The 18,445-nt window shown below is 69.3% G+C and carries 17 protein-coding genes; 4 read left to right on the top strand and 13 right to left on the bottom strand.

Going from position 1 to position 18,445, the window contains the following annotated elements; translation table 11 throughout:
- Complete coding sequence (locus ACLJQ7_RS19950; RefSeq protein ID WP_410649681.1) at positions 1 to 1,488, top strand: HAD-IIIA family hydrolase; 1,488 nt, start codon at positions 1 to 3, stop codon at positions 1,486 to 1,488.
- On the top strand, positions 1,485 to 2,510 hold the full coding sequence (locus tag ACLJQ7_RS19945) for a glycosyltransferase family 9 protein (protein ID WP_410649680.1): 1,026 nt from the start codon (positions 1,485 to 1,487) through the stop codon (positions 2,508 to 2,510). The genes ACLJQ7_RS19950 and ACLJQ7_RS19945 overlap by 4 nt, the downstream gene beginning before the upstream one ends.
- Here the strand turns inward: ACLJQ7_RS19945 and ACLJQ7_RS19940 are convergent.
- From ACLJQ7_RS19940 to ACLJQ7_RS19905, 8 genes are all read right to left on the bottom strand, one after another.
- Positions 2,473 to 3,327 (bottom strand): SDR family oxidoreductase, encoded by an 855-nt coding sequence (locus tag ACLJQ7_RS19940; protein ID WP_410649679.1) that lies wholly within the window; start codon positions 3,325 to 3,327, stop codon positions 2,473 to 2,475. The two genes, ACLJQ7_RS19945 and ACLJQ7_RS19940, sit on opposite strands and share 38 nt — an antisense overlap.
- Before the next feature lie 329 nt (positions 3,328 to 3,656).
- Positions 3,657 to 4,670, bottom strand: a complete 1,014-nt coding sequence (locus ACLJQ7_RS19935) for a TauD/TfdA family dioxygenase (RefSeq protein ID WP_410649678.1) — start codon at positions 4,668 to 4,670, stop codon at positions 3,657 to 3,659.
- A complete protein-coding gene (locus ACLJQ7_RS19930; protein WP_410649677.1) occupies positions 4,667 to 6,076 on the bottom strand; it encodes a cation:proton antiporter in 1,410 nt (469 codons plus the stop codon). The genes ACLJQ7_RS19935 and ACLJQ7_RS19930 overlap by 4 nt, the downstream gene beginning before the upstream one ends.
- A 13-nt stretch (positions 6,077 to 6,089) precedes the next feature.
- Positions 6,090 to 6,902 carry a dimethylargininase gene (gene ddaH / locus ACLJQ7_RS19925; protein ID WP_410649676.1) on the bottom strand — a complete coding sequence of 271 codons (813 nt, stop codon included), beginning with the start codon at positions 6,900 to 6,902 and terminating at the stop codon, positions 6,090 to 6,092.
- Between the two features lie 23 nt (positions 6,903 to 6,925).
- Positions 6,926 to 8,179 carry an ATP-grasp domain-containing protein gene (locus ACLJQ7_RS19920; RefSeq protein ID WP_410649675.1) on the bottom strand — a complete coding sequence of 418 codons (1,254 nt, stop codon included), beginning with the start codon at positions 8,177 to 8,179 and terminating at the stop codon, positions 6,926 to 6,928.
- Positions 8,176 to 9,333, bottom strand: a complete 1,158-nt coding sequence (locus ACLJQ7_RS19915) for an NAD(P)/FAD-dependent oxidoreductase (RefSeq protein ID WP_410649674.1) — start codon at positions 9,331 to 9,333, stop codon at positions 8,176 to 8,178. The genes ACLJQ7_RS19920 and ACLJQ7_RS19915 overlap by 4 nt, the downstream gene beginning before the upstream one ends.
- A 102-nt stretch (positions 9,334 to 9,435) precedes the next feature.
- Positions 9,436 to 11,004 carry a carbamoyltransferase C-terminal domain-containing protein gene (locus ACLJQ7_RS19910; protein WP_410649673.1) on the bottom strand — a complete coding sequence of 523 codons (1,569 nt, stop codon included), beginning with the start codon at positions 11,002 to 11,004 and terminating at the stop codon, positions 9,436 to 9,438.
- Positions 11,005 to 11,091: 87 nt separating this feature from the next.
- Complete coding sequence (locus ACLJQ7_RS19905; protein WP_410649672.1) at positions 11,092 to 12,552, bottom strand: NB-ARC domain-containing protein; 1,461 nt, start codon at positions 12,550 to 12,552, stop codon at positions 11,092 to 11,094.
- Positions 12,553 to 13,143: 591 nt separating this feature from the next.
- Here ACLJQ7_RS19905 and ACLJQ7_RS19900 point away from each other — a divergent pair.
- Together ACLJQ7_RS19900 and ACLJQ7_RS19895 are read left to right on the top strand one after the other, a co-directional pair.
- Complete coding sequence (locus ACLJQ7_RS19900; RefSeq protein WP_410649671.1) at positions 13,144 to 13,431, top strand: hypothetical protein; 288 nt, start codon at positions 13,144 to 13,146, stop codon at positions 13,429 to 13,431.
- Positions 13,415 to 13,765, top strand: a complete 351-nt coding sequence (locus ACLJQ7_RS19895) for an MmcQ/YjbR family DNA-binding protein (RefSeq protein WP_410649823.1) — start codon at positions 13,415 to 13,417, stop codon at positions 13,763 to 13,765. The genes ACLJQ7_RS19900 and ACLJQ7_RS19895 overlap by 17 nt, the downstream gene beginning before the upstream one ends.
- Positions 13,766 to 14,055: 290 nt before the next feature.
- Here ACLJQ7_RS19895 and ACLJQ7_RS19890 read toward each other — a convergent pair whose 3' ends face one another.
- From ACLJQ7_RS19890 to ACLJQ7_RS19870, 5 genes are read right to left on the bottom strand one after another with little or no spacing between them, the layout of a single operon-like run.
- The gene (locus ACLJQ7_RS19890; RefSeq protein WP_410649670.1) at positions 14,056 to 14,385 is read right to left on the bottom strand and encodes a hypothetical protein; all 330 of its coding nucleotides are present in this window, start codon (positions 14,383 to 14,385) and stop codon (positions 14,056 to 14,058) included.
- Entirely contained in the window at positions 14,382 to 15,626 is a 1,245-nt protein-coding gene (locus ACLJQ7_RS19885; RefSeq protein WP_410649669.1) for a glutamate synthase-related protein, read from the bottom strand. The genes ACLJQ7_RS19890 and ACLJQ7_RS19885 overlap by 4 nt, the downstream gene beginning before the upstream one ends.
- A complete protein-coding gene (locus tag ACLJQ7_RS19880) occupies positions 15,623 to 16,618 on the bottom strand; it encodes an asparagine synthetase A (RefSeq protein WP_410649668.1) in 996 nt (331 codons plus the stop codon). The genes ACLJQ7_RS19885 and ACLJQ7_RS19880 overlap by 4 nt, the downstream gene beginning before the upstream one ends.
- Positions 16,615 to 17,925, bottom strand: a complete 1,311-nt coding sequence (locus tag ACLJQ7_RS19875) for a methylaspartate mutase (RefSeq protein ID WP_410649667.1) — start codon at positions 17,923 to 17,925, stop codon at positions 16,615 to 16,617. Before ACLJQ7_RS19875 ends, ACLJQ7_RS19880 begins: the two co-directional genes overlap by 4 nt.
- Complete coding sequence (locus ACLJQ7_RS19870; RefSeq protein ID WP_410649666.1) at positions 17,922 to 18,329, bottom strand: cobalamin B12-binding domain-containing protein; 408 nt, start codon at positions 18,327 to 18,329, stop codon at positions 17,922 to 17,924. Before ACLJQ7_RS19870 ends, ACLJQ7_RS19875 begins: the two co-directional genes overlap by 4 nt.
- Positions 18,330 to 18,445: the final 116 nt, after the last annotated feature.

Raw genomic sequence — 18,445 nt, 5'->3', positions numbered from 1 at the left:
GTGAGCGACCTCGACTACACGATCGTGATTCCGACCACCGGCCGGGAGAATCTCCACACGCTCCTGGCCGGGATCGAAGCCGCCGGCGAACCCCGGCCCGCGCGGATCGTCGTCGCCGACGACCGGCCCGACGGCGACGAACTGCGGCTTCCCCCGTCCAGTACGGAAATCGAAGTGATCCGCTCCGGCGGACGCGGTCCCGCCGCGGCCCGTAACGCGGGCTGGCGGCGCGCGGAGAGCGAGTGGATCGCCTTTCTCGACGACGACGTGGTGATCGGCTCGGACTGGCCGCGGAAACTCGCCGACGACCTCCTCCCCCTCGGGGCGGAGACGGCAGCGTCGCAGGCCCGCCTCGTCGTGCCGCTGCCGCCGGACCGCCGTCCGACCGACGACGAACGCGGAACGGCCGGGCTGGAGACGGCCAGGTGGATCACCGCCGACATGGCCTACCGCCGGTCCGTGCTCGCCGAGGTCGGTGGCTTCGACGAACGTTTTCCGCGTGCCTACCGGGAGGACTCGGATCTGGCCGTGCAGGTCGCCAAGGCGGGGTATCTCATCGCGCGGGGTGAGCGCGTCACCGTCCATCCGCCCAAACGGTCGGGCCCGCTGGCCAGCCTCCGCGCCCAGCGGGGCAACGCCGACGACGCGCTCATGCGGCACAAGCACGGTGTCCTTTGGCGACAGCAGACCGGAGCCGGACACGGACGGCTCGAACGGCACGCGCTGGCCGTCGTGAGCGCGGCGGGCGCGGCGGCGCTGTTCGCGCTCGGGCGGCGCAAGGCCGCGGCCGCGGCGGCCGGAGTATGGGCGGGCGTGACCGCCGAGTTCGCCGCGCGCCGGATCGCCCCGGGACCGCTCACCCCGGGCGAGGTGTCGCGGATGCTGCTGACCAGCGTCCTCATCCCGCCCGCGGCCTGCTACCACCGGCTGCGCGGGGAACTGCGGCACCGGCTGGCCAGGCGGCCGCAGGCCCTGCTGTTCGACCGGGACGACACCCTCATCGTCGACGTGCCCTACCTCGACGATCCCGACGGCGTCCGTCCCGTGCCCGGCGCCAAGGAACTCCTGCACGGCCTGCGGGCGGCGGGGATCAGGATCGGCGTGGTCAGCAACCAGTCCGGGGTGGCGAAAGGGCTCATCACCCCGGACCGGCTGGCCGCCGTGAACGCCCGCGTCGAACAGGTCCTCGGCCCGTTCGGCACCTGGCAGGTCTGCGTGCACGACGACGGTGACGGCTGCGTCTGCCGCAAACCCGCGCCGGGGCTGGTGCGCCAGGCGGCGGAGGCGCTCGGGGTGGACGTCCGCCGCTGTGTGGTCATCGGCGACACCGGTGCCGACGTCGACGCCGCCCTCGCCGCCGGAGCCCGCGGGATCCTCATCCCGACCGCGCGGACCCGCCCGGAGGAGATCGACCGCGCCCGTCGCCGGGCGACCGTCGCACGGGACCTCGCCGAAGCCGTGCACCTGGCCGTCGCGGGTACTCGATGAACGTGCTGGTCGCGAGGATGGACAACCTCGGCGACGTCCTGCTCGCCGGCCCCTGCGTCCGCGCGGTCGCGGCCGGGGCGGACCGGGTGGTCCTGCTGACCGGGCCGCGGGGCCGCGCCGCGGGCGAACTGCTGCCCGGGGTCGACGAGATCATCAGCTGGTGCGCGCCGTGGATCGACCCCGAGCCACCGCCGGTCACCCAGGCCGGCACCGAGGCGTTCGTCGGGCGTTTGCGCGAGTTCTCCTTCGACGCGGCGTTGATCCTGACGTCGTTCCACCAGTCCCCGCTCCCGCTGGCGCTGCTGCTGCGAATGGCGGGTGTGCCGTGGATCGGCGCGGTGTGTGAGGACTATCCCGGATCGCTGCTGGATCTGCGGCACCGGGTGGAGGGTGACCCGCCGGAGCCGGTCCGGATGCTTTCCCTGGCCGAGGAGGCCGGATACTCGTTACCGCCCGGCGACGACGGCGGTCTCGCCGTCCGCTGGCCACTGCCGCCGGTGGAGGAGCTGGTCGGCGACGAGGACTACGTCGTCGTCCATCCGGCCGCGTCGGTCCCGGCCAGGCAACCGTCCGCCGACCGCTCGGCCGCGATCGTGCGGGCTCTGCAAGCCGCCGGGCGCCGCGTCGTCGTGACGGGCTCGCCGTCGGAAAGCGTCCTGACCAAGGAAGTCGCCGGGGGCGCGCTCGACCTCGGCGGCCGCACGGGACTGTCCGAACTGGCGGCCGTACTCGCCGGGGCGGATGTCGTGGTGGCACCGAACACCGGCCCCGCCCATCTCGCGGCCGCCGTCGGGACTCCGGTGGTCTCGCTGTTCGCGCCGGTCGTGCCGGCGTCGCGCTGGGCGCCCTACGGTGTGCCGTCCGAAGTGCTCGGCGACCAGCACGCGGCCTGCAAGGACAGCCGGGCCCGGGTCTGCCCCGTGCCCGGCCATCCGTGCCTGGACCGCCTCGCGCCCGAAGCCGTCGTCGACGCCGTGGCGCGCCTCAGCCGGGTGTGGTCTCACCGCCCAGCGCGGCGATGACCTCGCCGCTGTAGTACGACGAAAGCCGGTTGGACGCCAGGAACACGTACGACGGGGCGAGGTCGTCGGGATGCGCCGCCCGCTCGAACGGGACCTGAAGGCCGAACTTCTCCACCTTCTCGGGCGGGAAGGTCGACGGGATCAGCGGTGTCCACACCGGACCGGGCGCGACGCAGTTGATCCGGACGCCGCGATCGGCCAGCGCCTGTGCCATCGCGTAAGTCCAGGCGTGCACGGCGCCCTTGGTCGCGGAGTAGTCGATGAGCGATTTGTTGCCCCGCAAGCCGTTCACCGAGCCGGTGTTGATGATGACCGAGCCTTCACCCAGATGGGGCAACGCGGCGTTGGTCACCCGGAAGAAGCTGTGGATGTTGACGTCGAACGTATGCGTCCACTGCTCGTCGGTGAGTTCCTCCGGGGAGTCGACCGGCCACTGCGTGGCGACATTGTTGACCAGGATGTCCAGGCCGCCGAGCTCCTTCACGGTCCGGTCCACGATCTCGCGGCATTGCGCGGCCCCGGCGAGGTCACCCGGTAGGAGGAGGCACTCGCGCCCTTCGGCGCGTACGCGTTCCTCGGTGTACTTCGCGTCCTCGTGCTCGTTGAGGTAGGCGATCGCCACGTCGGCGCCTTCCTTCGCGAAGGCGATGGCGACCGCACGGCCGATCCCGGAGTCACCTCCGGTGATCAACGCGCGCTTGCCTGCCAGCAGCTCGCGGCCTTCGTAGTCCTCCATGGAGTCGCGAGGCGGCGGGTCCATCTTCGAGGTCACGCCCGGTGGTTCCTGCTGCTGCGGCGGCCGTAACTTGTCTGCCATCGGTTCCCTCCCGTCGGGTGCTTTCGCCGACGGTTACCCGGATGGCCGCTTTCTCGAACATGCCCGGTCCCGCCCGGGAGCCAAGCGTTGCGAAAGCCACTTTCGCAACGTTGAAGGTTGCGAAAGTGGCTTTCGCAACCCCTGCGCCAGGTGCGGCTTCGCGTGACTGGACGGCCGACGCTCGTGATCGGATGGCCAGCTCTCGTGCTTGGATGGCCGACGCTCGTGATTGGACGGACGACACGCATCGGACCAGGGCCGCACGCGTGTCGTCCGCCCAATCACACGTGTCGGCCGTCCAATCACGCCGCGACCACGGGCGGGAGGCCTCAGTGCACCCGCCGGTCCCCCGCCGTCCCCCGGTACCGGATCGTCCACAGGCTGCGCCGGATGTACGTCCGCTGCAACCACCGGTCCCGCCCGTTGTGCCGCGCGAAGAACTGCGACCGCGCGTGCAGGCCCTTCCGGTTGTTGATCAGCAGCGCCGTCCCCGGCTCCAGTTTGACCTGGTGCGCGACCTCGCGGCAGATCCGCTGCAACTCCTCCAGCGCCTGTTCCGCCTCGACGGTCTCCCCCACCACGCCGTTGGCCGAGATCGCCACTTCCGGGGATTCCGCCGGCCCGGAGATGACCGCCACGAGGTCGGAGAGCACGTCGGCCCCCTTGGCGACGTCACGCACGTAGCTGCCGGGCGCGTTGAGCCGGAACAGCGGGCGCCGCAGGACGTCGAGCACCTCCGGGTCCAGCGCGGCCGAGATGTCCCTGCCGTCGGCGTAGTAGGTGACGGCTTCCTTGTTCCCGTCCTGGCGCACACAGTTCAGCACCAGGAAGTCCGGATTGGACACGTCGTAGCGGCCCACCTCGTCGTGCACGATGTCGTTGTGGAAGTTCAGGAACACGTGCGAGCTCTGGTTGGTCTGGCTCCGCGCCCCCGCCGAGACCGGGACGACGTCGTGCACGAGCCGCCCGCTCTTCTCGGTGGTGAACCCGACGGGCTCGCCGAGCAGCTGGCTCAGTCCCAAAAGGACGGTCTCGGCGACGAACGTCTGCTTGTCCTTGCTGGGTTCCCCGTCGATCGGCGTCTCGGGGAGCTCCGGGTCCACCGGCAGGTTGCGCACGAGCGCGACGCCAGGGGTGTCGACATGTCTGCCGAAGTCCAGGATCGTCTGCAACTGATCGATCGGCAGCTTCGAGAACGCGACCCGGAGCATCGCCAGCGAGCGGTCGATGTCGTCGACGGGGTTCGGGAAGGACCGCAGCTCGTTCCCGATGGTGTCCCGGACCTCGTCGGCGAGCACGACCTCGGTGAAGGTGCTGACTAGGGTTTCCTGCTTGCTGGTCATGGTGTCCTATCTACTTTCCGCCGCCGCTGGACCGGCGGTCTCGTCTTGGACTTGGCGATGAGACTGAGTGCGGGGGCGGTCGCGATCGTCGACACGAGCGTCATGATCACGAGCATCGCGAACACCGCCGGGCTGATCACCTTCAGCTGGAGGCCGACGTTGAGCACCACCAGTTCCGTCAGTCCCCGGCAGTTCATGAGCGCCCCGAGCGACAGCGATTCGCGCCAGCCGACACCGGTCAGCCGAGCCGCCGTCGTGCTGCCCACCCACTTCCCGAAGACCGCCACCGCCGTGATCACCACGGTCCACAGCCACAGCGATCCGGAGCCGAGCAGGCTGAACTCGGTGTGCAGCCCGGTGTAGGCGAAGAACAGTGGCAGCAGCAACGTCAAGGTCACGCTGCCGAGCTTCCCTGCCGCGCGGGTGACGACCGGATCGTGCCTCGGCGCGATCACCCCGAAGAGGAACGCGCCGAAGATCGCGTGGATGCCGATCTCGTTGGTGGCCAACGCCGAAAGCATGATCCCGCCGAGCAGGATCGCCAGCACCGCGGACTCCGGCACGCGGGCGAGCGCCTTCGCCAGCAGCGGCCGGACGACGTAGAGCATGACCACGACGAAAGCCAGGGTCAGCCCGACGGTCAGGAAGACCTCGGACGGCGTCCCGCCCTGGCTGACGGCGACCACGACGGCCAGCAGGCACCACGCGGCGACGTCGTCGACGGCGGCGCAGGTCAGTGCCAGTGCCCCCAGCGGCGTCTTCGACAGGCCGCGGTCGGTCAGGATCCGCGCCAGCACCGGGAACGCCGTCACGCTCATGGAGACCGCGATGAACAGCCCGAAGGCGAGGAAGCCGACGTCACCACCGAAGGCCGGGTACATGCCGAGCGCGAGCACGATGCCGCAGACCATCGGCAGCGCGATGCTGACTTGGCTGACCGTCACCGCGGTGAACCCGCGAGCGCGCACCGCGGCGAGATCGATCTCCGAACCGACCAGGTACATGAAGAAGATCAGGCCCAGCTGCGAAAGGATGTTGATCGCCGAGACCACCCCGCCGGGGAACAGCCAGCCGAACGCGCCGGGCCAGACGAGCCCGAACAGCGACGGCCCCAGCAGGATGCCGGCGACGATCTCGCCGATCACCGCGGGCTGGCCGAGCCGCCGGGCCAGGACGCCCGCGAGGTAGCAAGCGCCCAGGATCACCGGCAACGCGACCAGGAGACGTGCGTAGGTGTCGGGTCCGCCGCCCGCGGCCTTGGCGCCCGTACTCGCGACAGGCGCGTAGGCCGACCCCAGGCCGAGCACCACCACGACGACCACCGCCGGAACCGCGATCAACGCCGTCCCGACGACGATCCGGCGCAGCGTGGTGCGCACACCCCGGTCCCGCACAGCCGAATCCATCGAGTTTCTCTCCCTAACCGGCACGCAGTTCCAGCGTGCAGCATTTGACACTGCCGCCCGCCTTGAGCAATTCGGACAGGTCGGCACCGATCGGCTCGAAGCCGTGTTCCCGCAACCGCGCGGTCAGCGCCGTGGCCGCCTGCGGCAGCACGACGTGCTTGCCGTCGGAGACGGCGTTGAGGCCGAAAACGGCGGCGTCCTCTTCGGTGGCCAGGATCGCGTCGGGGTACAGCTCTTTCAGCAGCAGACGGCTCTCCTCGGAGAACGCGTCCGGGTAGTACATGACCGTGTCGTCGTCGAGGACGGCGAGCGCCGTGTCGAGGTGGTAGTACCGCGGGTCGATCAGCGTCAGCCTGGTCACCGGACGGCCGAAGAACTCACGCGATTCGTTGTGCGCCTCCGGGTTCGTGCGGAACCCGGTGCCGGCGAGGATCGTCCTCCCGGCGACCAGATAGTCGCCCTCCCCCTCGTTGACCCACTGCGCCTGCCGCACGTAGCGATATCCGTGGCCCCGGAACCACTTGAGATACGCGTCGGACTCGCCCGCCCGCTGCACGTGGTGGAAGCGCGCCACGAGCACCTGCCCGTCGACCACGGTGGCGCCGTTGGCCGCGAACACCATGTCGGGCAGGCCGGGCAGCGGTTCGAGCAGCTCGACACGATGCCCCAGGTCGACGTACAGGTCGCGCAGCCATTCCCACTGCGCGATGGCCAGCTCGGTGTCCGTCGGTTTCTTCGGGTCCATCCAGGGATTGATCGAGTACTCGACGTCGAAGAACGTCGGCCTGACCATCAGGTAGTGCCGTTGGGTGGCAGTCCGTGACACGCTTCCTCCACGCGGTTTCATTGCTATTTCTGTGTTTCGGAGAGCTTGACCTCGATCTTCCCGGCGAGGTCGTTGGCGTTGCGCATCGCTTCGTCGAAGGACGAGCCGAGCGCGCCGATGCCGCCGAAGATGTTGTTGCCGAACGGCGGGCGCTTGATCAGATCCCCCGGCTTGGCGAAGATCTTGAGGTAGTACAAGGAATTCGATTCGCTCACCGCGGGCGGGACGTCGATCGAGGCGATCACGCCGCCGGGGCAGATCAGGCACATCGCGGCGGTGTGCAGCCCGGTCGGGCTGAAGTGGTGGACATCCGGCCGCACACCGCGGGAGACGTCCATGAGTCCCTTGATCGGGTCGTACCCGGCCGAAAGCCGCGCCATGTGGTCGAGTCCTCCGCCACCGGGCCGGACGGCGATCTCCAGCAGGAACGGTTTGCCCTGGTGGAACCGGACCTCGGCGTGCAGCGCGCCGCGGGTGAGCCCCTGCGCCCGCACGCCGGCGGCCACCACCGCGTGCACTTCGGCCACCTGCTCGGCGGTGAGCGACGTGGGCGCGTGGTGCACGTCGTCGTCGAAGGTCTCCCCCTCCGAGGTGACCCTGTCCACAATGGACCCTAGGTACACCTCGTCGTCCCAGGACACCGCTTCGATGAGATGCTCGTGACCGTCCAGAAAGGACTCGACGAGCAGGCCGTGCGGGCCGAGGTCCAGCCCTTCGGCCTCCATGTTGTACCAGGACATGCCGTCGATGCCTTCACGCGCCTGCGCGTAACGCTCCCGCATCTTCTCTTCGTCATCGACCCGGAAGACGAAGTTGCTGGCCGCGCCGAGCGTCGGTTTGAGGATCACCGGATAGCCGAAGTCGTCGGCCGCTTGAAGAGCCGAATCGAGGTCTTCGACGAACCGGTAGTCCGGATGCGCGGCCCCGCCCTTTTCGTGCGCCTGCCGCATGATCAGCTTGTTCCGGCTGGTCCGCGCCGCGTCGACGCCGATACCGGGCAGGCCGAGCGCTTCCGCGACCGCGGCGACCAGGACCACACCGGACTCGGAGAAGGTGAGCACGCCGTCGAACGACTCCTCGGCATGCCAGGCTTTCGCGTGCCGGATCAGGTCGTCGATGTGGTCGCTGCCGGCGATCCGGTAGCGCTCGGACGGCCAGAGATCCTCGGTCCCGATCCCGTTGAGCACGTACAGCACCCCGCCGAAGTCCTCGATCTGCTGATACCGGGGCAGGTAGTAGTAGGAGTTCTGGCTGGCTTCCAGCGCGAGCAGTTTCACGACACACCTCGCAGGGCAGGACGGATCGGGTGGGCACCGCCCGCTCGCACGAGCGGCCGGTCGAGCGGTTCGAGTCCGGTCGGGACCAGGCCGGCGCCGGTCAGGCGCGCGGCGAGGGACCGGGCGATCAGCGGGGCGAACTTGAACGACGAGCCGCCGCACGCCGCGTAGGTCAGGACCCGGTCGCCGAGGACGGCGAGCATCGGGCCGAGGGTGGAGCGCCGGGCCAGGTAATGACAGTCCCGGGTGTCGACCAGCCAATCCCGGCGGAAGCCCGGGATCAGCGTGGAGAACGTGTCGATCAGGTGCTCACGCCACCACGAGGGCACCGTGGCGCCGCCGATCTCGTCGACGACGCGGCACGCACTCGCGGCGCTGAGCTTCAGCGGCGTCCCGGCGACGGGCGGCACCAGCCACGCACCCCCGTCGGAGCCGAGCGAGGTGATCGCCGGGGTCGCGGCCCACGCGGCGGCGTCGGCGGGCGGGACGTCGCAGTAGAGCATCGTCTGCCGGTGCAGCACGAGTTCCCTGGACAGCGCGGGGGCCAGCAGGTCCCGTGACCACGGGCCCGCCGCCACCAGGACGGCGTCACCGCGAAGGGTCTCGCCGTCGGCCAGCCGGACCTCGGCCCGGTCGGCGTCGATCCCGGCGACCTTGCGGTGCGGATGGAGTTCCGCGTTCGCGTGCCATCGCAGCCGCGTGGCGCACGCGGTCAGTACGCGATCGGCGAGCAGGACCCCCGCGTGCGACTCGAAGACCGCGCCCGTCCCGGGGACGAACCCGGCGTGCGGGAATTCCGCCGCGAGCTCGTCCGCGCCGAGCACGCCGGCCTTCGATCCGGCCGTCGTCAGCAGTTCCCGTGCGGCCGCCGCCTCCGGCGCCGGAAGCGCGGTGAGCGCTCCGACCTGTTCGTAGAACGACGTGGACAGCAGGTGTTCGAGCTCGATCCACGCGTGATGCGCGCCGACGGCGGCCGCCGTGGTGGCCGGGTCGCCGGTGTGCAACGCGCGCAGCACGCGGTGCCGGTCGAACGAGGTCGCGCCGGTGAACGGGATGTCCGCCTGATCGGCGAGCACCACTTCGTGCCCGGCCGACACACACTCCAGCGCGGTCAGCAGCGCGATGACACCACCGCCCGCAAACACGACTCGCATGGTCTTCCCCCTCCGGGCGGGACTTCGTTCGGGCACCACGAGGTACCCGGATGCCACTGCTGGGTGGTGGCATCCGGGCCTTGCCCCCGTCGGGCAAGGATTTCAGGAGGTACGCGGAGTCACGAACGTGTCGTTGATGACGTAGCCGTCGAGGCCGTACGTCTCCCCGTACTCGATGAGATCGCTGGTGCGGTTGAGGAAACCGCGCCCGTTGTTGTTCAGCGACGTGTTGCACAGCACGCTGAACCCGGTCTGCTCACGGAACGCCTCGAGCAGGTCGGTGATGCCGGCGTTGCGTTCCCGCGTCACCGTCTGGGTGCGCGCGGTGCCGTCGACATGCGTGATGGCCTTCAACTCGTCGGAGGTGACGTGATTGAAGTACAGCATGTACGGGTCCTGCACCGAGCCGACGAACCACTGGGGGGCATCGGATTCCAGTGCGATCGGGGCGATCGGGCGGTAGTCCTCGCGGCGTTTGATCTTGTTGAGCCGCACGGTGGTGTCCACGGTGAACGGCGCGGCCAGGATCGACCGGTTGCCCAGCGCCCGCGGGCCCATCTCGTACCGGCCACGCGCCCAGCCGATGATGTTGCCGTCCTTGAGGTACTTCGCGACCTCACTCGCCACGAGCGGCCGCGTCTCGTACTTGGCGGGATCCGGGACGACGTCCTCGACGAAGTTCTCGCCGGCGTAGACGTCCCATTCGATGGTCGCCTGCCCGGTGTAGAACCATTGCGCGTCGATGGCGGTGCCCAGCGCGGAACCGCTGTCGTTGGGGCACGGCGGCACGAACACCGAGGAGAACAGACCGCTCTCCCGCCACAAGCGGTTCCAGTCGCAGTTCAGGCCGCAGCCGCCGGAGATCAGCAGCGGCAGGCCTTCGGTCAGGTTCTTCTCGGCGTAGTCGTGGAAGCGGTTGAAGATCGCCTGCGAGTGCTTCGCCGCCGCGTTGCGGTATTCCTGCGACCAGACACCGGCGTTGTACAGATGGGACCAGGACATCTCCTCTTTGGACAGACCGAGGATGATGCCGTCGCGGTCGAGGATGAAGTCGATCGTCTTCTGCTCGTCCGGCGTGAGCGGGCCCGGCTCGGCGAACCCGGTCAGCGCCATCTGCTTGCCGGCGTCGTTGAACCGGAACTTCCCCTTGCCCAGCGGGAAACCCGGGTCGGCCAGCGCGAAGAGATACGCGTACTTCGCGCCGGGGTCGGTCAGGACGTGCTGCAGGTGCGTGGCCTCGCCGCGCTCGTCGATCCGGTAGAAGTCACCGATGTTCCCTTCCCACACCAGGGAGTAGTACGCCTGGCCGGGCGCCGCGGGGGCCATCCCGAGGGAGGTGTAGATATGCGAGCGCTCGTGGGTCGAGGAGAAGTACCGCACGTCCTTGCCGAAGAACCTGCCTGCCTCGTCGGAGATCGCGCCCTCTCCGACACCGAAGTATCCGGTGCGGGACGGCGGTTCCACCGAGAACTCCCCCTTGACCCAGCCGCCGAGCGCGACGACGTCGGGCTGCTTGTCCAGCATGCCCGCCGCGCGCGCCATCAGCTCGCCGGTGATCCGGTCGTAGCGCGGGTAGTTGTCCTTTTCCGACTCCAGCGCGAACAGCAGCTTGCCGTCCTCGATCGCCACGATCCCGCCATCGTGACCCTCTTTCATCGACAGAATCAGCATTGTGTCACCGAATTTCGCTCGCCTTCATTCGTCGACTCATTCAAGCCGCGCGGCCCGTTGACCGGAAGCGCCGCGCGGGGAGAACAATCAACCTTCGGACGAGCCACCCGGCAGGGTGCGCACCGCCTCGTGGCGCAGCGATTCGAACGCGTTCTTCCGTGTCCTGCGGCCCGCCATCGGGACGGCGGCGGCGAACGGGCTCGGTTCCCGTCGCCGTTCGGCGGCGAACGCGCTGACCAACCGGGAGACCGCGTAACGGCCGGCGACGTTGGCGCGCTGGAGAAGTCCGGCGTCCACCACGGATTCGAGGAGATCGTCGGCGGTCTCGATCATGATGCCCATCGCGGCGGCGACGCCGATCGACGTCGTCCAGCCCGCTCCGCTCTGCCCGAAGTGCTGGATCGCCTCCCGTTCGGTGGGCGACAGATGGTCGTACGCCGCGGAAAACCGGTCGCGCACGTTGACGTCACCGACACAGAGACTGTCCATGAGCCGTTCGCGATCGGCGAGCTGGCCCGCGGTGTAGGCGATGGCCCATTCCGGGCGCGCGGCGATCTTGCGGCCGACGATGTTGACCGCCAGCGGAAGGTCCCCGCACAGTTCGGCGATCGTGTCGGTGGCGTCGTGCTCCGCCCGCACCCGGCCCGGTCCGGCGATCCGGCCGATCAAGGCCAGCGATTCCCTGCGGGAGAACGTATCGAGCTCGACACGGTTCGTGTCCTCCAAACCGAGCAGCCGGGCGCGGCTGGTCAGCACGACCTGGCTGTGCGGGGCCTGGCCGAGCAGCGGCCGCACCTGCCCCTCGTCCCGGACGCCCGTCAGGAGCACGAACAACCTGCGTTCCGCCAGCAGGGACCGGTACAGCCCGATCCGCTGCATGGGATCGTCGGGCACCAGATGGGCGGGCACGCCGAGCGCGCGCAGGAATCCGCGCACGATCCCGTTGGCCGAGCGGCCCCCGGAGCCGCTGTCGCCCAGTTCGGCGTAGAGCTGCCCGTCCGGGAAGTCCGCCGCCACCTCTTCCGCCAGCCGCAAGGCGAAAGCCGTCTTGCCCACCCCGATCGGGCCGCTGACGAGCAACGGCACCTTGACCGGCCCGCTCGCCCCGATCATCTCGGCGGCGTCGGCCAGATCCCTTTCCCTGCCGACGAAAGTCCTCGATCCCATGGGGAGCTGGGCCGGACGGGCGAGGCGGAGGACGCCGGATGCCGTGCCGTGCGCGCCGTCCGGTGGAGCGTCGGCCGGCACGGGCACACGCTCCTCCCGTGTTTCGGCGCCGGTGCCCGGCTGTCCGGCGACACTCCGCCAACGCCGTTCCCACACCGCACGGTCCCCACCGCACGCGGAGACGAACGCCAACGTCACGGCGAGCGTCGGCAACCGGTGGCCGCTCGCCGCGCTGGACAGCACGGAAGGTGCGAACAGTGCGGTCCTGGCGAGTTCCCGGTAACTCGGGTTTCCCGCCCGGTTCCTCAAAACGCGCAGATCGTGAGCGAATGCGGCGATCGGACCAGTGGAGCCGTCCAACGGTCGCTCGGGTCTGCCCATGCCCTCTCCCTCCCCTGGATGAGGTAACGCGATCGCACTGCGTGACCGCCATCCTTGTGGCCTTCCTGGCCACAACCCTAAAGGACCAATGAACCATGCAGCAGATACAAATAGGTGACTCAATGTACAAAGTCCAATAGTTGGACGGGGAAATTCACCCCCTTGGTGGCACCGGATAGGGTTCGCCCATGTCTGACCCCCTGCCCCCGCTCGCCGAACTCCGGCGGGCCGCCGAAGTGTTCAACGGTTTCGCGAATGTGGACGCCTCTTGGCTCCGACTGGTCAAGGAAACGCAGTCCGCGATCGACCTGTCACGGTCCGCGCATCGCACAATTCTTCTTCGCTGGCTGAACTCGTGGGGATGCCGTATCCGGTACCCGCGGGAAGGCGAACCCCCCCTTCGACGACGGCGTCCAGGCCTGGTGGGAGACCTGGGGCACCACTCTCCCGTCGGCCGATCTGGCCGGCCTGACGGACGCGGAGATCGACACCGCCGCGAAGGCCTACGCGGACCTCTCGGGTATCGTCGTCTCAGCGGGACGGACCAGGCGTACGCTGGGCCCGACCGCCGCCGCCAAGGCGCTGCATGCGTTGCGGCCCAACACGATCATGCCGTGGGACGCCGCCATCGCGGCCGCCATTCACGGCGCCCGCGACGGCGCCGCTTTCGGTGCGCATCAGCGACTCGGCCGCACGTGGGCCGCCGCGGTGATCGCCGAGACAGGGGACGGCGGGGCGGAAATCCCCGCCCTGGTGGGCAGACCCGTGTCACTGGCGAAGATCCTCGACGAATACCTTTACGTCGCCTTCACCATGGGCGTCAAGGGTGACTGGGGAACAGACAGCGGAGAATGGTGGAAAAATGGTAACCGGGGATGACGTCAGACGGATCGTTTCGGACCTGCCCCGCGCCTATGAAGCGCTGGTCCGCGACCGTGCGAAGTTCCGCGTAGGCCGAATCGTGTTCCTTTCGCTCTCGCCCGACGAAACCGTGATGGGATTCGGCTATCCCAAAGAGGAGCGGGAAGCGCTCGTGGCCGGCGAGCCGGAGAAGTTCATGATGCCGATTCCGTCCGATATGCGCTATCAGTGGGTCCGCGTCCGGCTGTCCGCGATCGATTACGAAGAGTTACGAGAACTGATCGTCGACTCGTGGCGAATGTGCGTACCAAAGAAGGTCTGGACGGACTACCTGGAAAAGAACCCGAGCTGAACTACTCCTTTCGGCGTGCGCCGTTCAGCCCCCTCGCCTACCCTTTTCGGTCGCGTGAATTCGCCTTCCGGACGATAAAGCGGGTAGAAATCCGGTGCCGCGCCGGCCCGGGGCCGTGACCAGAGGCGTAACACGCATGATTGAAGCCGTAACTCACGTGTCTGGAGCCGTAACTCACGTGTCCCGGGACGGATGACGCCGGGCGCGCGAGTGCAGCCCGCAAGCGCGTGAAGGGGCCCCCTTCCCTCGGCTGAGCCGAGGGAAGGGGGCCCCTTCACGCGCGAAACGACCTACTCGGCCACTTCTTCGATGGCGGAGGTTCCGCGAGAGCCGGGGGTCCCGTACCGCTCCCACACCTCGTTCAGCCGGATCCGCCCGTCCGGCAGGAACTCCGGCGTGTTCCTGCTGCGCCCCGCGATCACCTGACCACTGGCCAGCACCATCGTGTAGGCCATGTCGATCGTCCCGTCCTCGCCGCATTTGCCGGTGAGCGACCCGAGCCGCACACCGCCGCCGGTCAGCTCGGCCCACACCAGATCGTCCTTCTGCCGGTACAGGGTCACCGGCGCGTTCGGATCCGTGCTGACCTTGCGGAACCGTTTCCCGTCGTAATTGATCATCCGTCCTGCTCCGTCCGAGTCGGGAACCAAAGGTCGTCCGACGTGAGATCCGCGAGGTCGTACTTCCCGAGCGCGCTGGCGAGCAGCCGCAGCTCGAGTTCGAGGCAACGCACCAGCCGCACGAGCCCTTCGGTCGCGTCCTCGTCGACGGCGAGCAGCGCCGCCCGGCCGAGGCCGACCGCGGAAGCGCCCATCGCCAGGCATTTCAGCGTGCGGGCGCCTTCCCAGATCCGTCCCGACACCAGCAGCGACGCGTCGTGTTTGCCGACCCGGCGCAGGCATTCGACCAGCGGCAACCCCACCTGGTCGAGGAAGACCGACGGCGCCCAGCCGGTGCCGCCCTCGGCACCGTCCACGGTGACGGCGTCGGCTCCCGCCGCCCACGCGACCCGCGCGGCCTCGCCGACGTCGCGGCCCGGGTGCAGTTTCACCCAGGCGCGGGCCCGTGGGTAGTTGTTGCGCATCAGGTGGATCTGCTGGCGCAGGATCTCCCCGGTGAAGGTGCCGGGACTGCTGGACCGAAGCACCATGGCCTGATCCTTGCCGAAGGCTTCGTCCACTGTGTACTGTTCGGCGATCTCGCCGGCGGCCGTGCGCGAGAGCACGGTCATCCCGCCGAGCCCCGGCTTGGCGCCCTGCCCCACCTTGAGCTCGAACGCCAGCCGCCCGGTCTCCAGCAGTTTCGTCGCCGCCGGGTCGCTGTAGACGAGGTTCCACACCTCCGCGTCGGCGTCTTCGGTGCTCTGCTGCACGACGACACCGCCCAGCCCGTCCGGCACGGCATCGGCGTACGCGCGGATCCGGCCGAGCAGGCCGTCTTCGGCGCTTTCTCCCATCCGGCCGTATCCGTGCATCGGCACGACGTTCTCGCCGATCACCATCGGCATCCCGAGCCTGCCCGCCTGCTCGCTCGCGGCGATCCCGAGCCCGCTGCCCGCCACCTGCGTGGACCCGAACGCGCACAGGAACACCGGCGACGGCGCGGTGAACCCGCCGAGCACGGTCGACAGTCCGACATCGCCGTACACCGGCTCACGCGCGAGGTCGAACATCTTCTCGAGGCGCCGCGGGACGAACACCGGCGGCACGATCCGCGCGCGGTCCAGTTCGTCGGTACCCGAGTCGGCGTCCGCGCCGAACAGCGACCGGCCGTAGCCCGCGACGTCGGGGAAGATCGCCGCGCTGCCTTCCCGCGCCCTGGCCCGGATCGCGTCTTCCGGGAGCTGCCGTGCGGTGATCACGGCGTCGCGATCCCGGGCAGCTTCGGGTACGCGTTCGCCTGCCAGATCGCGTCCAGCCCGGCGATGTACCGCGTCACCCGCTCCAGCCCCATCCCGAAGCCCGCACTCGGCGGCAGTCCTTCGCGCGCGAGGTCGAGGTACCAGGCGTACTTCGCCGGGTTCTCCCCCGTCTCCCGCATCCGCTCGATCAGCCGCCGGTACTCGTGCGTGCGCTCACCGCCACTGCAGAGTTCGCCGAACCCGTCCGAGGCGATGAGGTCGAAGTTTCGCAGCACCCCCGGTTCGGTGCTGGACTCACCGTCGGTGAACCCGCGCGACCCCTTGGGGTAGTCGACGATGAAGAACGGCCGGTTGGTCTGCTCCGAGATGATCCTCTCGCCCTGCCAGTCGATCTCCGCGTCGGCGCTCTGCCCGTGCTGCAGGCCTTGCAGCCGCGACACCGCCTCGCGGTGCGTCATCCGCTCGAAATCCTCTTCCAGCAGCGCCGTGAACGCGTCCGGATCCCGGCCCAGCGTGGCGAGGTCCACTTTGGACTCTCGCAGAGTGTGGGCGACCACATGCCGGAGCAGGCCCTGAGCGACGTCGAGGACCTCCTCGCGGCTCGCCCGCGCGACCTCGACGTCGATCTGGGTGAACTCGACCAGATGCCGTCCGGTGGTCGAGGTCTCCAGCGGCTCCAGCCGCACGTTCGGGGCGACGTAGAAGATCCTGTCGAACGCGAGCAGCGAAGCCTGCTTGTACAGGATGACGCTGGTCATCATCTTGTACTTGTGTCCGTAGTAATCGACGTCGACCTGCTTGGCACCGCGGCATCCCGGGTCGGTGACCGGCCCGATCAGCGGCGGCTGCAGTTCCACGAACCCATTCATGCCGAGGTACTCGCGGGTGCCCGCGGTGATGCTGTTCTGGATGCGCAACGCCGCCTGCGTCACCGGCGACGTCAGATGCTCGCGGGTACCCGGCGGCAGCGCCGCGGCCGATGATCCGGTCATGTCCTACTCCCCTGTGTCAGTCGGTTCACGGGCCCGATTCCCGGCAGCCCGTACTTCTCGTCGAACGACCGCTCGACGTAGCGGAGCGCGTCCAGCAGATCGCCCGAGGTCATCCGCCGTTCCGCGGGCAGGTCGACGAGGTCGCCCAGCGGCATCGCGCCGATCCGCTGCCACTCCAGGCGGCCGCCGGCGTCCAGCCGTCCACGCGCGTGGCCGGCGTTGTCCGGGTGCAGGCAGAACGGCACGTCCAGCTGACCCCGCGCGAACGCGGTGACCAGCGCCCTGCCGAGGTCGGTGTCGAGCGAAAGTACGTTGTCCACCAACGCTTTCGCCTGGGCGTGGATCCCGGTGTCGCCGAGCCTGCCGATTCGGGACACGCCCCTTGCGGCCTCGGCGGCGTGTTCGAGCGCGGTCACGTTCTCCGCCACGGTCGGCAGCCGGTGCGCTTCGGCGGTGGTCTTGACGATCAGCCTGCTCGCACCGGTGCGGGCGGCCAGCCGCGCGGACTCCGCGATCAGCTCCAGGGCGCCGCCCGGTGTCCTCGGGTACACGCCCATGTAGCCGTAGATCACCACATGCGTCCGCGCGTGCGGCACGTATTCCCCGATCAGGGCGTGCAGCGCGGCGACGGCCTCCTCGTCCTGCCCGGCGTGGGTCTGCTGCGCGTAGCTGAAGGACAGGCAGCGGATCCCGTGCCGCCAGAAGAACATCCCCTCCAGCACACTCAGCGCGACCAGCAGCGCCGGAGGGCACAGCTGGCCCATCATGCAGCCGCCGAAGGTCTCCAGATGCGGCTCCAGTTCGGGACCGCGGGCCTCGGCCAGCGTCTCGCAGGAACGCCGCCAGTTGTCGACGGCCGCTGACAGCGGCATCCGGCTGTACGGCAGGCAATACGACACCGGGCCGCCCTCGGTCGCGTGCAGCCCGAAGTCCAGCAGAGACCGGACGATCCGGCGGGGGTCCGCCGAACCGTGCCGGATCTGCACCGGGAAGTCCCCGGTCAGCACACCGTCGAGCAACACGGTCGTCGTCGCGGGATCGTGGTCGACGAGCGGATACCCGTTGAGATCGGCACCGGCCGCCAGCGCCGCGCGAACCGCCTCGTGGTCGCCGACCCTGGTGTAGCTGTCGATCGTGATCGTGCCGACCGTCGCGGCCCGCGCCGCCCTGGTCGCCAGCAGTCCGCGGGTCATCCGCCCCGGATCGGCGAAACCCATCCGGGGCTGGACGACCAGGCGGTCCTCGGCGTGGTGGCGTGCGACCACCTCGCCGAACGAATGTCCCCGCCGCGGGGTGAGCACGCTCATCCTGCGCCCAGCGGGGCGCGCACGGAGAGGGTGCGGAGGAACGTCCGGAACGGGGTCAGCCCGCCGGAGTCCTCGAACACCGCGTCGAAGCCGGCCTCCAGCAGCCGCACCGCGTTGCTGCCGCCCGTGACGTCGAGCTTCCCGCCGATGACGACGGGCATCGTGACCAGTTCGGCCCGCGCGCGGAAGGTCTCCATCAGCCGGACGCCGTCCTGACGGCCGTGCCCGTTGAGGCTGCTGATCACCAGCAGGTCGGGCCGCCGGGTGACGCATTCGCGCACGATCGTCGCGTCCGGGACGCAGGCGCCGAGGTTGGTGACCCGGCAGCCCAGTTCCTCCAGCAGCAGCTCCAGGTACACCAGGTTCCAGGTGTGCGCGTCGGACGAGAGCCCGGTGACGAGCACGTCCAGTGTCGCGTGACCCTGTTGCCTTGCGTCCGCTGTGGATCCACGTGGTTCCTGGCAAGACGGAGAAAAGTCGCTCGTACTGGATGTACTCGGGCTTTTCTCCGGCGCCGCCA

Source organism: Amycolatopsis sp. cmx-4-54 (assembly GCF_046548895.1).
Taxonomy (GTDB): domain Bacteria; phylum Actinomycetota; class Actinomycetes; order Mycobacteriales; family Pseudonocardiaceae; genus Amycolatopsis.
This window is presented reverse-complemented; position numbering and strand designations above follow the sequence as displayed.